Genomic DNA, 14139 nt, shown 5'->3' with positions numbered 1-14139 from the left:
GTCAGGGTTTAGTGCATTTTAAGGACGTGCGCATATGCTCGTCGGCATGAGCGCCTATTCGTCCTTTACCGGCACGACCATGGCGGGCAGCTGGCCTATGGCGCGTGTCATGGCAGGCATGTCCGCCGTGCCCGTCGGCCATGCCGTTGATCTGGCTTTTTTCTTTCCTGACGACGGGCAAGCGCGGCACGACGCGCTGATCGCGGAGACGCGTCGGCATCTGGGCGGCTGCATTACATCGATCGAAATGGCCCTGCGCCTGGCGGTGGCGCATACGCCCGATGTCGGCGCTGTGCTGGACCGCTCGCCAGCGCCCGTCGCCTGGGCGATGATACGCGCGCAACCATCGCTGATCGGCCCTGCTTTGCTGGCGACCATGGAAATGCGCGCCGCCGTGACGATGATGCTCCGTCAGTTCGGCCAGGCCGATGTCGAGCAACTGGGTGAGCCGGATGACGGATTTATCTCATCCGAAGACAGTCAGTTGGGCGATGCGCTATCCGCGCTGGCTCTGGCAGAGGGCCGCTGGCTTGCCATGGGCGGCGAAGATGCCCCGATGAAGCCCGATCTGCCGGCCGAACATTTTGCCGAACTGATGTGGACGGTCGCCGCCTGCCTGACCGTGGTGGCGCAGCGGACGATGGTGGAGGACGGTGCGCATTTGCTCGCCGCTGTCGATCGCGCGGGTTGGGCTTTATTGGCCGACCATGACGAAACGACATGCCCCATCGCGCAGGCGGACCGGCTGGTGCGGCATATGGATGTGCAGGCCGATACGCCGGATCTGCTGGGCAAATTACTGGCACAGCGTCGTTTCCTGCCCTTTGCGGCGGTCGCGGCGCGGCGGTTGCGGATGAACAGCAGCCAGGTCGTGACCATGTTGGTTACGGGACCAGTGGCGCAGGTTGGGACGCTGTGCCGCGCATTGGGGGGATCGGATGCCGATTATCGTCATCTCCTGCTGGCGCTGCGGCCAGTACGCCCGAATCTGACCGACGCTGCGATGGTCGCGGAAGCGGATCGCTATCAGGCGCTGAGCGAGGATCAGGCGGATGGCATGATCAGGGCACTACGGACCGCGCCTGCATTCCGCGCCAAGTTGGATCATCTGCGCGCGGTGATCAGCCTATGACCCTGCCGTCGCATCCTGCGATCATTCGCGCGGCCCTGTCGACTGACGGCCGCCTGTTGACCGCCGACGCGCCATTGCTGGCGTTGCAGCAGGAAGCAGGCGCGGACGTGGGCGCGCCATTTGCCGTGCCGCAACTGGTGGCGATCGCCCGGCTTGCGGCGCGACTGGGCGTTTTGGTGTCGCGGCCGGTGGTCGCGGCGGCGCAGCGTGGCGACATCGATATGTGGGTGCGGGCCAAGCCGGACGCGCAAGGCGTCAGCCTGTCAGTCGTGGATTGGCGCGAACGGCCCGCCACGCCACTGCCGCCCGATGACGGACGACGCGACGCCGATATTGCGGCGCTCGCCGATGGCTGGACCTGGCAGATCGATACGCAGTTGCGGTTCCAGATGGTGCTGGAAGGACAGGGCGACAGCGGCGCCCTGCCCACAAGCCCGCCTGTTCCGGGCGCGCGCTTTTCCAGCTATTTTCAGTTGGAAGCCGATAGCGATGGCGACATGGCGATGCTGCGCGGCTTTGCCCAGCGTCGCGCGTTCAAAGACCAACTGGCCGTCCTGGCGAGCGACACATCCTCCCGCTATCGCCTGTCGGCCTTTCCCATGTTCGATCAGGCCGGGCAATTGACCGGCTATAGCGGCACGGCCTTCCCGCTGCACCGGGCGGTAGCGGCGCCTCTGGTGGATGAAGCGCCCCTCGCGCTTTACCCTGCCGAATTTGGGCGGCGGCTCGATCGGTCGCTGCGCCAGCCTTTGGGCCGTATCATCGCCAATGCCGACACGATCAGTGCGCAACTGGAAGGCCCGTTGCGGCCCGACTATGCCGGTTACGCCAGCGATATCGCCGCGGCGGGGCGGCATCTGATGGCTCTGGTCGATGACCTTGCTGATCTGCAGGCAATCGACCGTCCCGATTTCAGTGTGATCGCCGAAGAGGTGGACCTGGCCGATCTGGGACGCCGCGCCGCAGGCCTGCTGACGGTCAAAGCGCTGGATCGACGCATCACCATCATCGCCCCTGCGCCAGACGCCAAACTGCCCGCGATCGGCGAATTTCGACGGATTTTGCAGATATTGGTCAACCTGATCGGCAACGCCGTGCGCTACGCGCCCGAAGGGACGCAGGTGCGCATCGCGACCGAATGGGAAAGCGGGCAGGCGCGCATCGCGGTGATCGATCAGGGGCAGGGCGTCGCCCCGGCTGATCGCGAACGCATCTTCGAGAAATTCGAGCGGCTGGGCCGTGACGATGCCGGTGGTAGCGGCCTTGGCCTCTATATTTCCCGCCGCCTTGCCCGGGCCATGAACGGCGACATCCGCATCGGCGGCGCACCGGGCGAGGGCGCGCGCTTCATCCTGTCCTTGCCGGGGGGCGACTGACGGGCGCAAGGCAAAAAAACGGCGCCGCGTGGGCGCCGTTCTTCATCGTGTTGTAGTGACCGATCAGCGCTCGCCGACCGGCACATAATCGCGTTCGGTAGGACCGGTGTAGAGCTGGCGCGGACGGCCGATCTTCTGTGCTGGGTCCGAAATCATTTCGTTCCACTGCGCCACCCAGCCGACGGTGCGGGCCAGGGCGAACAGCACGGTGAACATTTCGGTCGGGAAGCCGATGGCCGAGAGGATAACGCCCGAATAGAAGTCGACATTCGGGTAGAGCTTCTTCTCGACGAAATAAGGATCGTTGAGAGCGATCTGCTCCAGTTCCTTGGCAACGTCGAAGACCGGGTCGTTGACGCCCAGCTTCTCCAGCACGTCCTTCGCCGTCTTCTGCATCACGGTCGCGCGCGGATCGTAATTCTTATAGACGCGATGGCCAAAGCCCATCAGGCGGAACGGATCGTCCTTGTTCTTAGCACGGGCGATATATTCCGGGATGCGATCGACGGTGCCGATTTCGCGCAGCATGTTGAGCGCCGCTTCGTTCGCGCCGCCATGCGCCGGACCCCACAAGCAGGCGATGCCGGCCGCGATGCAGGCGAACGGGTTGGCGCCCGACGAACCCGCCAGACGCACGGTCGACGTCGACGCGTTCTGCTCATGGTCGGCGTGCAGGATGAAAATCTTGTCCATCGCGTCCACGATCACCGGATCGGGAACATAATCTTCCGCCGGGACCGAGAAGGTCATCCGCAGGAAATTGGCGGTATAGCTCAGGTCGTTGCGCGGATAGACGAAGGGCTGACCCACCGAATATTTATAGGCCATGGCGGCGATCGTCGGCATCTTGGCGATCAGGCGATGGCTCGCGATGCGGCGCTGTTCGGGATCGTTGATGTCGGTCGAATCATGATAGAAGGCCGATAGCGCGCCGACGACGCCGACCATGATCGCCATGGGATGCGCATCGCGACGGAAACCGCGGAAAAAGGCCGACAGCTGTTCATGCACCATGGTGTGGCGCGTGATGGTGGTGGTGAAGTCGCTCAGTTCCTGCTTCGAGGGCAGTTCGCCGTTCAGCAGCAGATAGCAGACTTCCATGAAGCTCGACTGTTCGGCCAGCTGGCCGATCGGATAGCCGCGATGGAGCAAAATGCCTTCGTCGCCGTCGATATAGGTCAGGCCGGATTCGCAACTGGCGGTCGAAGTAAAGCCCGGATCATAGGTAAACATGCCGGTATTGGCGTACAGCTTGCGCACGTCGATGACCTGCGGGCCGACCGTGCCGTCCATGATGGCATAGTCCTTCGCATCGGCCCCGACGGTCAAAGTGGCATTGTTATCCGACATATTGTTCTCCTTGAGTCCCATCAACCGACCGATGCGTGCCCCACATGGGTCAGTCGTTCCAAGCTCTCCTCTTTCCCCAAAAGGAAGAGGACATCGAAAATCCCCGGCGAGACGGTGCGCCCGGTCAGCGCCGCACGAAGCGGCTGCGCAACCTTGCCCAGTCCCAGACCGGCATCCTCTGCCACGCGGCGTATGACATCTTCGATCGCTTCTACCGTCCAGGACTGAACGGGCTGGAAAGCGTCGGCTGTCTTTTGAAGCAGCACGCGCGCGGAGTCGTCTAGCAGAGCGGAGGCCTTCTCGTCAAAATCGAGCGGGCAATTTTTGAACAGAAACTCTGCTCCCTCCGCAATTTCATTAAGGTTCTTGGCGCGCGGCTTGAGCGACGCCATCGCTTGGGTCAAGAGCGACAGATTGGTATCCGACAATCTAATATCAAGGCGGCGCTCGACCAGCGGCGCGACCAGTCCGGCCAGACGTGCATCATCCGCCTCACGCAGATAGTGACCGTTCAGATTTTCCAGCTTCTTGATATCGAAACGCGACGGCGAACGGCCGACGCCGCTGATGTCGAACAGTTCGATGGCGCGAGCGATCGAGATGATTTCCTCATCGCCATGGCCCCAGCCCAGGCGCAGCAGATAGTTCAGCACCGCTTCGGGCAGCATCCCCATATCGTCGCGATAGGCATCGACGCCCAACGCACCGTGGCGCTTCGACAGTTTGGCGCCGTCCGACCCGTGGATCAGCGGGATATGCGCGTAGATCGGCTCTTCCCAATTCATCGCCTTGATGATGCTGAGCTGACGGAAGGCGTTGTTAAGATGATCGTCGCCGCGAATGACGTGGGTGACGCCCATGTCATGATCGTCCACCACGACCGCCAACATATAAGTCGGCGTGCCGTCCGACCGCAGCAGGATCATGTCGTCCAGCTCCGCATTCTGCACGACGACGCGGCCCTGTACGGCGTCTTCGATCACCGTTTCGCCGTCGCGCGGGGCTTTGATGCGGATCACGAATGGCGCGCCTTCGGGCGCTTCTTCGGGCGAACGATCGCGCCAGCGGCCGTCATAGCGCATCGGCTGCTTGGCGGCGCGTTGCTGTTCGCGCAGTTCTGCCAATTCTTCGGGTGTCGCGTAGCAACGATAGGCGTGACCGGCTTCCAGAAGCTGGTTGGCGACTTCCGCATGACGGGGCGTGCGTTCGAACTGGAAGATGGCAGGTTCGTCGCCGCCCAGTCCCAGCCAGTCCAGCCCGTCGAAAATAGCGCCTACGGCGTCCTGCGTCGAACGGGCGCGATCGGTGTCCTCGATACGCAGCAGAAACTTGCCACCATGGTGGCGTGCGAACAGCCAGTTGAACAGCGCGGTGCGGGCGCCGCCGATATGCAGGAACCCGGTTGGCGACGGGGCGAAACGGGTCACCACCGGCTTGTTCATTCCCGTTGCACTTGCCGTCATATTCCCTGACATTCGCCTTGCTGACCTATGATTTCGACGCCCCCTAGCATGGCTTTAGAGCCACGACAAACCTCGCTTCGCGCGAGGCCGTCGGCGTTGGCGCGGCGTGGGGTGGAGGCGATCGAACATTGGCTGGAACGGGAGCGGGAACAGATCGGCCTTTGGGTGCCGATCGCGCTGGGCGGCGGCATTGCGGCCTGGTTCATCCTGCCCAACGCGATGGCCTGGTTGGCCTTTTGCTGTTGTGCTTTGGCGCTGGCCTGCGTCGGCGTGATGCTGCCCATGGGCGGGCGGTTGCGGCGGATGATTGTCGCGGGCGCAATAGTAGCTTGCATGGGATGCCTGCTGGTCTGGGGCAAGGCGACTTTGTGGGGGCAGCCGCCGCTTGGGCGCGCGACCTTCGTACAGGTGACCGGCGATGTGACGGCGGTGCGGCCGGTGCCGGCGCAGGCGATGGTGCGGGTGATGCTGCGACCCGTCGATGCGCCCGGTTTGCCGAGGATGATACGCGTCAACATCGCCGACGCCGATATACCGACGGGACTGGGCGAGGGCGCGCGGATTCGCTTTCGCGTACGCTTGATGCCGCCAGCGCCGCCCAGCGTGCCGGGCGGCTATGATTTTGCGGCGCGCGCTTATTTTCAAGGAATTGGCGCGACCGGCAAGGCGCTGAAGCCGGTCGAGGTGCTGGAACCATCGACCGCGTCCGAGCCGCTGCGGACACGTTTGTTCGGCCATATATTGGCGCAGGTCGATGGCCCGGCGGAAGGGATCGCTGCGGCGCTCGCCACTGGAGACCAGGGCGCGATTCCCGAAGCCGATGCGGAAGCGATGCGGCGTAGCGGGCTGGCGCATTTGCTGTCGATCAGCGGGTTGCATGTGACGGCGTTGATCGGGGCGGTCATCTTCCTGCTCATGCGGGTCATGGCGTTGAGCCAAAGGGCGGCGCTGGGTTGGCCGCTGATGTTGATTGCGGCGGCGGGCGGGGCGTTGGCCGGGATCGGTTATACGCTGTTGACGGGCGCGGAGGTGCCGACGGTAAGGTCGTGCGTTGCGGCGATGCTGGTGCTGGCTGGGCTGGCGATGGGGCGCGATGCGGTGACGTTGCGGCTGGTGGCGACAGGCGCACTGGTGGTGCTGGTCCTGTGGCCCGAAGCCTTGTCAGGGCCAAGTTTTCAGATGAGCTTTGCCGCCGTCACTGCACTGGTGGCGTTGGCGGAGCATCCCCGGTTTCGCGCCTTTGCAGCGGCGCGGGACGAGGGGCGGCTTCGCAAGTTCGGTCGGGCTTTGGCGGTAACCTTTGCGACTGGCGTGGCGGTCGAACTGGTGCTGATGCCGATCGCGCTGTTCCATTTCCACAAGGCGGGGTTGCTCGGCGCTTTCGCCAATCTGATCGCGATCCCGCTCACCACCTTCGTCGTTATGCCGCTGGAGGCGTTGGCGCTGGCGTTGGATGTCGTGGGACTGGGCGCGCCTGCCTGGTGGTTGACGGCCCAGGCATTGAACCTGCTGTTGTTGCTCGCCCATGGGGTGGCGGCCAGCCCGATGGCGAGTTTGCTGGCGCCGACCATGGGCATGGGACTGTTCGGGATAACCGTTCTGGGTCTGCTGTGGTGCCTGTTGTGGCGGACGGGGTGGCGATGGCTGGGAGTCGGGCCGGTCCTGGTGGGCGTGATTGCAACATTTCTGGCATCTCCTCCCGATATTCTGATTACAGGCGATGGGCGGCATGTGGCGGTGCGTACCGGGAAGGGTATGGCGATCCTGCGGGATCGAGCAGGGGATTATGTGCGGGACGTGCTGTCCGAAAGCGCGGGCTATGATGGCGAACTGGCGGCGATTGCGGATTTGCCGGACGCGCGCTGTTCGCGCGATCTGTGTGCCGTTGGGGTGAAGGACGGAAAAGGGCGGCGCTGGCGGTTGCTCTTTACGCGGAGCGACGTGTTGATCGCGCGGCGCGACTTTGCGCGGGATTGCGCGGCGGCCGATATCGTCGTCAGCGATCGTGGCCTGCCGCGCTGGTGCCGCCCGCGCTGGATGAAGATAGACCGCCGGTTGCTGGCGCGCACCGGTGGCCTATCCATCAGTCTACGCAATGGCGAAGTTCACACCGTCCATCGTCCCGGTGACGCCCATCCCTGGATCGTGCGTCCGACGCGACGATCCCGGGCATTTGCGCCTTAATTATAGCGGCGCAGAAGGCCCGCCAGCTTACCCTGGATGCGCACCTGACGTGGGTCATAGACCTGCGGTTCATAGGCGCTGTTGGCAGGATCGAGTCGGACGCGGGCGCCTTCGCGGCGGAAATATTTGAGCGTCGCTTCCGCCTCGTCGATCAGGGCGACGACGATCTGGCCTTCGCGCGCGACGTCGGTGCGCTGGATCAGAGCGAAGTCGCCGTCGAGGATGCCTGCTTCCATCATCGAATTGCCGGAGACTTCCAACGCATAATGGTCGCCCGCGCCGAGCAGCGCGGCAGGGACGGAGAGCATCGTCTGCCCCTCCATCGCCTCGATCGGCACGCCTGCGGCAATGCGACCGTGCATCGGGATTTCGATCACGTCATTGGCGGCGATCGGGATGGAGGCCGACACCTTGGGCTTGAGCGCGATCACGGGGGCGGGCGTCGGCGTGCGATGCATGGCGTCGGGTAGCTTGAGCACTTCCAATGCGCGGGCGCGATTGGGCAGGCGGCGGATGAAGCCACGTTCTTCCAGCGCGTTGATCAGGCGGTGGATGCCGGACTTGGATCGCAGGTCCAGCGCGTCCTTCATCTCCTCGAACGAGGGCGACACGCCGCCTTCGTCCAATCGGGTCTGAATGAAGCTCAGCAATTCCTGCTGCTTGGGCGTCAACATTGCGGTCCTCCGTGGAACGTATGAGGAACGCATAGGAAACAGATGAAGGTTAGTCAAGCGTTCCGCGCATCAGAGCGGCAGGATGAAGACGCGCGTCCCCGGTTCCGCCGGGGGCGACCCAGCCGGGCGCAGGATCAGGCAGTCCGCCTTCGCCATGGCGGCGGTGGCGGCGCTGTCCTGCGAGGTGACGGATACGATGCCGTCCGGCCCGCGCCAGGCGCGCAGATAATCGTCGCGGTCGCCTGTCGCGGGCAGCGGCGACGCCAGCGGCGCATCGGTCAACAGGGGCAACGGATCGCGCGCCCCGCCGATATGGCGGATGAGCGGCAGCAGGAACAGCGTGGCCGTCACGAAGGCGGAGACGGGATTGCCCGGCAGGCCCAGGAACAGCGATTCGCCCAAGCGTCCGGCCATGAGCGGCTTGCCCGGCCGCATCTTTATCTTCCAGAAATCGAGCGCCCCGCCTGCCTGGACGAAGGCGGGACGGACGAGATCATGGTCGCCGACTGACGCGCCGCCGGTCGACACGATGATGTCGGCGCTGCTTGCGCGCTCGATCGCGGCGACCATGGCGTCAATATCGTCGGGCACGATGCCGAGATCGATGACCTCGCAAGGCAGGGCCGAGAGCAGAGCGGCCAGCATCGGCGCATTGGACGAGGGCAGGAATCCCGGCGGCGTGGGCGCGCCGGGGGGCACCAGTTCGTTGCCGGTGGACAGCAACGCGATGCGTGGACGGCGGCGCACCAGCACCGTGCCATGGCCCCCCAATACGGCCAGTGCGATCTGGGCGGGGCCAAGGCGGCTGCCTGCTTCCAGCAGAACTGCGCCGTTCGCGAAGTCGGATGCAGCGGTGCGAATGTGGCGGCCCAGCACCAGCGGATCGTCGCTGGCGATCAGCCGATCACCGTCGCGGGTCGCATTTTCCTGGATCAATATGGCGTCGGCGCCCGGCGGCACGGGTGCGCCGGTGAAGATGCGGGAGGCGTGGCCCGGTTCCAGCGGTGCCTGTGACGCTGCGCCTGCTGCGCTTTCGGCGGTGATGCGCCAGGGGCCGGGATGTTCGGCAGCGCGGACCGCATAGCCGTCCATCGCGGAAAGGTCGGCCCAGGGCTGGTCGCGCAGCGCGGTCAAATCCTGCGCCAGCCAGCGGCCGACCGCCTCTGCGATCGGCACGACTTCCATCGGAAGGCGGCGGGCCAGTGCGAACAGGCGCGCTTGCGCTTCCGCCACCGGCAGCAGGCTCATGACGCGCGGCGCCAGTCGCCGGACTTGCCGCCGGTCTTGGCCTCCAACTGGATCGCGCCGATGACCATCGCCTTGTCCAGCGCCTTCGCCATGTCGTAGATAGTGAGCAACGCGACCGAGGCGGCGGTCAGCGCTTCCATCTCCACCCCGGTCTGGCCTGCGGTGCGGGCCGTCGCGGTGACGGTAACGCCATCGGCATCCAGATCGAAATCGACCGTCACGGCGCTGAGCGCGATCGGGTGGCACAGCGGGATGAGATCGGCGGTGCGCTTGGCGGCCATGATGCCCGCGACCCGCGCGACGGCGAGGACGTCACCCTTCTTGACCAGACCGTCGGCGATGGCACTGGCCGCTTGACGGCTCATGCCGATGCGGCCGGACGCGACGGCTTCGCGCGCCGTCACCGCCTTGGCGGAGACATCGACCATGTGCGCCGCGCCGTCTGCATCCAGATGGGTGAGGCCGCTCATGCGCCCGTCAGCAGATTGCGGGTCGCGGCTTCCACATCGGCCTGGCGCATCAGCGTTTCACCGACCAGGAAGCAGCGCACGCCATGATCGGCCATGGCGGTCAGATCGGCATGGCTGGTGAGGCCGCTTTCGGCAACGAAGGTGCAGCCTTCGGGCGCTTTGCCGACCAGTTCATAAGTGCGGGCGAAATCGACGCTGAAATCGCGCAGGTCGCGGTTATTGACGCCGATCAGGCGGGAGCGCAGGTTGAGCGCGCGCTCCAGTTCCGCTTCGTCATGCACTTCGATCAGGGCGTCCATGCCCAGGCCCAGCGCGGCGTCTTCAATCTCCTGCATCTGGCCGTCGTCCAGCGCGGCGACGATGATCAGAATGGCGTCTGCGCCCAGCGAGCGGCTTTCCAGCACCTGCCAGGGATCGACGATGAAATCCTTGCGCAGCACGGGAATGGCGCAGGCGGAGCGGGCGGCCATCAGATAATCGTCATGGCCCTGGAAATAGGGTTCGTCGGTCAGGACGGACAGGCAGGCCGCGCCGCCCGCGGCATAGGCCTGGGCATGGGCGGGGGGATCGAAATCGGCGCGGATCAGGCCTTTGGACGGGCTGGCCTTCTTGACTTCCGCGATCAGGCCGAAGCCGGACAGGGCGGTGGCGTCCAGCGCCCGGCGGAAACCGCGCGGCGGCGTTTGTTCGCTGGCGCGGGCGTGGAGCGCCGACACGGTGGTCGCGGCGCGGCGGCGGGCGACATCCTCGCGCTTGAAATCGCAAATCTCGATCAGCTTGTTGGTCATGAATAGGCAATCCAGCAATTCAGAAGGGCGTTGGCAAGGCCACGGTCGATGGTTTCGGCGGCTTCCTCCACGCCTTCGCGCAGATCATGGGACGCGTCCGCCACGACAAGGGCAGCGGCGGCATTGAGTAGCACGGCGTCGCGATAGGGACCGGTTTCGCCCTGGAGCAGGGCGCGCAGGGCGGCGGCGTTATGAGCGGCGTCGCCGCCCCGGATCGCTTCGACCGGGTGGGTGGAAAGGCCAAGGTCGGCGGCGCTCAGGCGGCGCATGGCGACGACGCCATCGGCCGAGACTTCGGCCATGTCGTTGCCGCCCGCCAGCGACAATTCGTCCAGTCCCTCATCGCCCGACACGATCATCGCGCGATCGGCACCCAGTTCGGCAAGCGCCTGCGCATAGATGGGGACATAGGCGGGGCGGGCGATGCCGACCAGCTGGCGGCGAACATTGGCGGGATTGGCGAGCGGCCCCATCAGGTTGAAGATGGTGCGTTCGCCGATCGCCCGGCGGATCGGGGCGAGGCGTTTGAGCGCCGGGTGATAATTTTGCGCGAACAGAAAGCAGATGCCGAGGTCGGCCAGCGTCGCTTCCGCCGTGGCGGCGGCTGTGTCCAGGTTCAGGCCCAGCGCTTCGAGCGTATCGGCAGCGCCGGCCTTGGACGAGGCGGCGCGGTTGCCATGTTTGGCGACGGGGACGCCCGATGCTGCGACGACGAGTGAGACGGCCGTCGAGACGTTCAGCGTATGGTGGCCATCGCCGCCGGTGCCGCAGACGTCGATCGCGCCAGTAGGGGCGCTGACCGATATCATGCGCGCGCGCATGGCGCGGGCGGCGGCGGCGATCTCCACCGCCGTTTCGCCGCGCCGGGCCATGGCGACCAGGAAATCGGCGATATCCGCGTCGGTCAGGTCGGCGTCGAACAGCAGGTCGAACGCCAGCGCGGCGGCGTCTGGAGCAAGCGGGCTGGAAGGATCGGGAAGGCGGCTCATCGCACCTGCCTTAGTCGGCGGGGGGCGGGAGTGTCGAGGGGGTGGTCGCGCTTAACTTCGCACTTTTCCCCCTCATTTCGAAATATGATTTCCTATTTCGGACATATTGGAAAAGCGGTGGCGATGAAGGTGGGATTCCAGTTCCGCCGTTAGCGACGTATGCTAGGTCGGAACTGGGCTCCCGCCTTCGCGGGAGCACATATCGCCATAATAGCGCGGGAGTAGTCCAATAGGACAGGGGTCAGGCCGCTTCGCGTTCCTGTACCGGGATGCCTGCGATGCGCAGGAAATTCGCCAGCATGTCATGCCCATATTCGGTGGCGATGCTTTCCGGGTGGAACTGCACCGAATGGATCGGCAGCGTGGCATGGCGGAAGCCCATGACGGAGCCGTCCTCGCTGGTCGCATTCACCATCAGCGTGTCGGGAATATCCTCCACGATCAGCGAGTGATAGCGGGTCGCGGTGAAGGGGGAGGGCAGGCCTTCGAACAGGCCGGTGCCGTCATGGCTGACCGGCGAGGTCTTGCCGTGCATAAGCCCGCCGCGCACCACCTTGCCCCCGAAATGCTGACCGATCGCCTGATGGCCCAGGCACACGCCGAGCAGAGGCGCGCCCGCGTCGGCGCAGGCGGCGACGAGGTCCAGGCTGACGCCCGCTTCATTGGGGGTGCAGGGCCCGGGCGAGAGCAGGAACGCCTTTGCGCCCGTGGACAGCGCCTGGCCCGCCGAAATGGCGTCGTTGCGGACGACTTCGACCCGCGCGCCCAATTCCATCAGATAATGGACCAGGTTCCAGGTGAAGCTGTCATAATTGTCGATAACGAGGATCATGGCGATGGCTTTAGCGCGGGATCGGCATGGGGGAAGTGGGGAGGGTGCGGGTTCCTGCAACCAGCGCTGCGCTTCCTCCAGCGTCAGGAATACGCGCAGGCGGGGATGGACCAGCGTGCGTTCGGCCTGCGCCCGGTTCAACTGGCTGCCGACGACCACAGCGGACCTGCCGCTGGTCAGCGTCATGCCGCCGCGCATGATGTTGGCGAGCAGGTCGGCGACGTCGTTTGCCTGCACCGGAAAGTCGAAGGATGTGACGATGACGTTGAAATCGTCGCGGATCGCCTGCGCCTGCCGCGCCTTCGCGCCGACCTCGCGAGCGAGGTCCACGACGTCCTCCGGTTTCCAGAAGCCTGCGACATCGATGGTCAGGCAATTGGCGTGGCGATCATAGTCTACCTGGAACATCGGCCCTCTTTCACGCGCTGCATCGCCAATTCTGTCCCGCTGTACCGGTGCGTTGCGATCCTGCAAGGGCATGGCTTGAAAAAGCCGAAGCGGGGGGGCATATGGGTGGGGCCGGGTTCGCCCGGCTATGGTGATAAAGTGTGTCGTATAATAGACGCAGCGGACCCGGGGGCAGTACCCGGCGGTTCCACCAGAAGGCCCGATGGCTTTGAGCCTTTGGGTTTCCTGACGGGGCCGAACTAGGATCGACGTGTGTTCAAAGGCGATATTTTTACCCGGCCCGTGTAAGCCGTTAAACTGTGCAAAACTCACAAGTGCCAACGATAACGAAGCACTCGCCATTGCAGCGTGAATGAGGGCCTAACGGCCTGACCTCACTCTAAAATAGCGCGGTTGAACCCACCGGGCAACAGAAGGGAATTCAGCGGCCTCCGGGAGGGCCGGGCAACAGAACCTCCCGGACCTTTCCCTTTATCATGCGACTTTTTGGACATCGGGCCTGTCGATCGGCGGGCGATCCGGTGCGGGGATGTTGTCGCCGTGCGCGCGGCGCGTGCGATGGCACTGCCGAAGCGATTCGAATCGCTTGTTAATCGCGACCATTTTCGATTACGCTTTTATGACAGTCTCGCGTAAAAATCATAAGTGTTTGATTTTGCTGATAAGAAAATCATTTTTGCGCTGTCCCTGCGCCCTTGCTCTCCTGTCATCTAAATGAAATACTTCTGGCTATAGTAAGAAGTTTTTTCCTGGAGGATTGAGAGATGAAGAAGGCCGTTCTGATCATTGGTCTGGCTCTGGCGGCGGTGGCGCCGGGCATGGCCCAGGCGGCCGAAGGACAGGATCTGGTAGTCGTAGCCGGTCCCGAAGGTCGGCTGGCGGCAAGCGCTCTGGCGACCGGACGCTATGAAGCGGCGCTGCGCAAGTTGGAGCCGATGCCGGTCTATGGCGAGAATGATCCCGCCCGTCTTATCAACCTTGGCAATGCCTATGCAGGCGTCGGCCGCATGGCGCAGGCGCGGGAAGCCTATCGATCCGCCCGCTTTGCGCCGGAGACGACATTGGTCCTGGCCAACGGCACGGAAGAATCCTCGCGCACGGTCGCAGTGCGGGCGCTCAGCCGCCTGAACCCGAGCTACGCGATGCGCTGATTGCACGGTCAAGGTGCAGGGAGCAGGGGGCGTCGTCCTTAAGGATGGCGCCCCTTTTGCGTTGTGGTGCTAAA

General features: G+C 64.5%; 12 protein-coding genes and 1 other RNA gene. 5 read left to right on the top strand and 8 right to left on the bottom strand.

Annotated elements, in window-relative coordinates; all coding sequences use genetic code 11:
• The first annotated feature begins 34 nt into the window (after nucleotides 1–34).
• The gene (locus U5A89_RS11435) at nucleotides 35–1132 is read left to right on the top strand and encodes a hypothetical protein (RefSeq protein WP_338161247.1); all 1098 of its coding nucleotides are present in this window, start codon (nucleotides 35–37) and stop codon (nucleotides 1130–1132) included.
• Entirely contained in the window at nucleotides 1129–2508 is a 1380-nt protein-coding gene (locus tag U5A89_RS11430) for a sensor histidine kinase (protein WP_338161246.1), read from the top strand. Before U5A89_RS11435 ends, U5A89_RS11430 begins: the two co-directional genes overlap by 4 nt.
• 63 nt (nucleotides 2509–2571) lie before the next feature.
• Here U5A89_RS11430 and U5A89_RS11425 read toward each other — a convergent pair whose 3' ends face one another.
• A complete protein-coding gene (locus U5A89_RS11425; protein WP_338161245.1) occupies nucleotides 2572–3858 on the bottom strand; it encodes a citrate synthase in 1287 nt (428 codons plus the stop codon).
• Nucleotides 3859–3878: 20 nt separating this feature from the next.
• Nucleotides 3879–5300: a glutamate--tRNA ligase gene (gltX, locus tag U5A89_RS11420; RefSeq protein ID WP_338163023.1), complete on the bottom strand. Its 1422-nt coding sequence runs from the start codon at nucleotides 5298–5300 to the stop codon at nucleotides 3879–3881.
• 69 nt (nucleotides 5301–5369) lie between these two features.
• On the opposite strand from gltX, the gene U5A89_RS11415 reads away from it, so the two are divergent.
• Nucleotides 5370–7505: a ComEC/Rec2 family competence protein gene (locus tag U5A89_RS11415; RefSeq protein ID WP_338161244.1), complete on the top strand. Its 2136-nt coding sequence runs from the start codon at nucleotides 5370–5372 to the stop codon at nucleotides 7503–7505.
• Here U5A89_RS11415 and lexA read toward each other — a convergent pair.
• The 6 genes from lexA to U5A89_RS11385 all read right to left on the bottom strand — a co-directional run bounded on the left by lexA (nucleotide 7502) and on the right by U5A89_RS11385 (nucleotide 12506).
• Nucleotides 7502–8179, bottom strand: a complete 678-nt coding sequence (lexA, locus tag U5A89_RS11410; protein ID WP_338161243.1) for a transcriptional repressor LexA — start codon at nucleotides 8177–8179, stop codon at nucleotides 7502–7504. The two genes, U5A89_RS11415 and lexA, sit on opposite strands and share 4 nt — an antisense overlap.
• 69 nt (nucleotides 8180–8248) lie before the next feature.
• Nucleotides 8249–9427 (bottom strand): molybdopterin molybdotransferase MoeA, encoded by a 1179-nt coding sequence (locus U5A89_RS11405; RefSeq protein WP_338161242.1) that lies wholly within the window; start codon nucleotides 9425–9427, stop codon nucleotides 8249–8251.
• Nucleotides 9424–9897 (bottom strand): cyclic pyranopterin monophosphate synthase MoaC, encoded by a 474-nt coding sequence (moaC, locus tag U5A89_RS11400; RefSeq protein ID WP_338161241.1) that lies wholly within the window; start codon nucleotides 9895–9897, stop codon nucleotides 9424–9426. The genes U5A89_RS11405 and moaC overlap by 4 nt, the downstream gene beginning before the upstream one ends.
• Nucleotides 9894–10685 (bottom strand): indole-3-glycerol phosphate synthase TrpC, encoded by a 792-nt coding sequence (gene trpC, locus U5A89_RS11395; RefSeq protein ID WP_338161240.1) that lies wholly within the window; start codon nucleotides 10683–10685, stop codon nucleotides 9894–9896. The genes moaC and trpC overlap by 4 nt, the downstream gene beginning before the upstream one ends.
• Nucleotides 10682–11674: an anthranilate phosphoribosyltransferase gene (gene trpD, locus U5A89_RS11390; protein ID WP_338161239.1), complete on the bottom strand. Its 993-nt coding sequence runs from the start codon at nucleotides 11672–11674 to the stop codon at nucleotides 10682–10684. The genes trpC and trpD overlap by 4 nt, the downstream gene beginning before the upstream one ends.
• Nucleotides 11675–11915: 241 nt before the next feature.
• Nucleotides 11916–12506 (bottom strand): anthranilate synthase component II, encoded by a 591-nt coding sequence (locus U5A89_RS11385; RefSeq protein WP_338163022.1) that lies wholly within the window; start codon nucleotides 12504–12506, stop codon nucleotides 11916–11918.
• A gap of 479 nt (nucleotides 12507–12985) precedes the next feature.
• On the opposite strand from U5A89_RS11385, the gene ssrA reads away from it, so the two are divergent.
• Nucleotides 12986–13338: a transfer-messenger RNA gene (gene ssrA / locus U5A89_RS11380) on the top strand.
• Nucleotides 13339–13678: 340 nt separating this feature from the next.
• Nucleotides 13679–14065: a tetratricopeptide repeat protein gene (locus U5A89_RS11375; RefSeq protein ID WP_338161238.1), complete on the top strand. Its 387-nt coding sequence runs from the start codon at nucleotides 13679–13681 to the stop codon at nucleotides 14063–14065.
• The last annotated feature ends 74 nt before the right edge of the window (nucleotides 14066–14139 follow it).

The organism is Sphingobium sp. HWE2-09, from assembly GCF_035989265.1.
Classification (GTDB): domain Bacteria; phylum Pseudomonadota; class Alphaproteobacteria; order Sphingomonadales; family Sphingomonadaceae; genus Sphingobium.
Note: the sequence above shows the minus strand (reverse complement) of the source record. Positions and strands in the feature narration are given on the sequence as shown.

Bases quoted from the DNA above. Each gene is read 5' to 3' on its own strand.
- U5A89_RS11375 (WP_338161238.1), top strand. From the start codon at position 13,679: ATGAAGAAGGCCGTTCTGATCATTGGTCTGGCTCTGGCGGCGGTGGCG.
- trpC (WP_338161240.1), bottom strand. From the start codon at position 10,685: ATGACCAACAAGCTGATCGAGATTTGCGATTTCAAGCGCGAGGATGTC.
- U5A89_RS11385 (WP_338163022.1), bottom strand. From the start codon at position 12,506: ATGATCCTCGTTATCGACAATTATGACAGCTTCACCTGGAACCTGGTC.
- U5A89_RS11430 (WP_338161246.1), top strand. From the start codon at position 1,129: ATGACCCTGCCGTCGCATCCTGCGATCATTCGCGCGGCCCTGTCGACT.
- U5A89_RS11435 (WP_338161247.1), top strand. From the start codon at position 35: ATGCTCGTCGGCATGAGCGCCTATTCGTCCTTTACCGGCACGACCATG.
- gltX (WP_338163023.1), bottom strand. From the start codon at position 5,300: ATGAACAAGCCGGTGGTGACCCGTTTCGCCCCGTCGCCAACCGGGTTC.
- lexA (WP_338161243.1), bottom strand. From the start codon at position 8,179: ATGTTGACGCCCAAGCAGCAGGAATTGCTGAGCTTCATTCAGACCCGA.
- U5A89_RS11415 (WP_338161244.1), top strand. From the start codon at position 5,370: ATGGCTTTAGAGCCACGACAAACCTCGCTTCGCGCGAGGCCGTCGGCG.
- moaC (WP_338161241.1), bottom strand. From the start codon at position 9,897: ATGAGCGGCCTCACCCATCTGGATGCAGACGGCGCGGCGCACATGGTC.
- trpD (WP_338161239.1), bottom strand. From the start codon at position 11,674: ATGAGCCGCCTTCCCGATCCTTCCAGCCCGCTTGCTCCAGACGCCGCC.
- U5A89_RS11405 (WP_338161242.1), bottom strand. From the start codon at position 9,427: ATGAGCCTGCTGCCGGTGGCGGAAGCGCAAGCGCGCCTGTTCGCACTG.
- U5A89_RS11425 (WP_338161245.1), bottom strand. From the start codon at position 3,858: ATGTCGGATAACAATGCCACTTTGACCGTCGGGGCCGATGCGAAGGAC.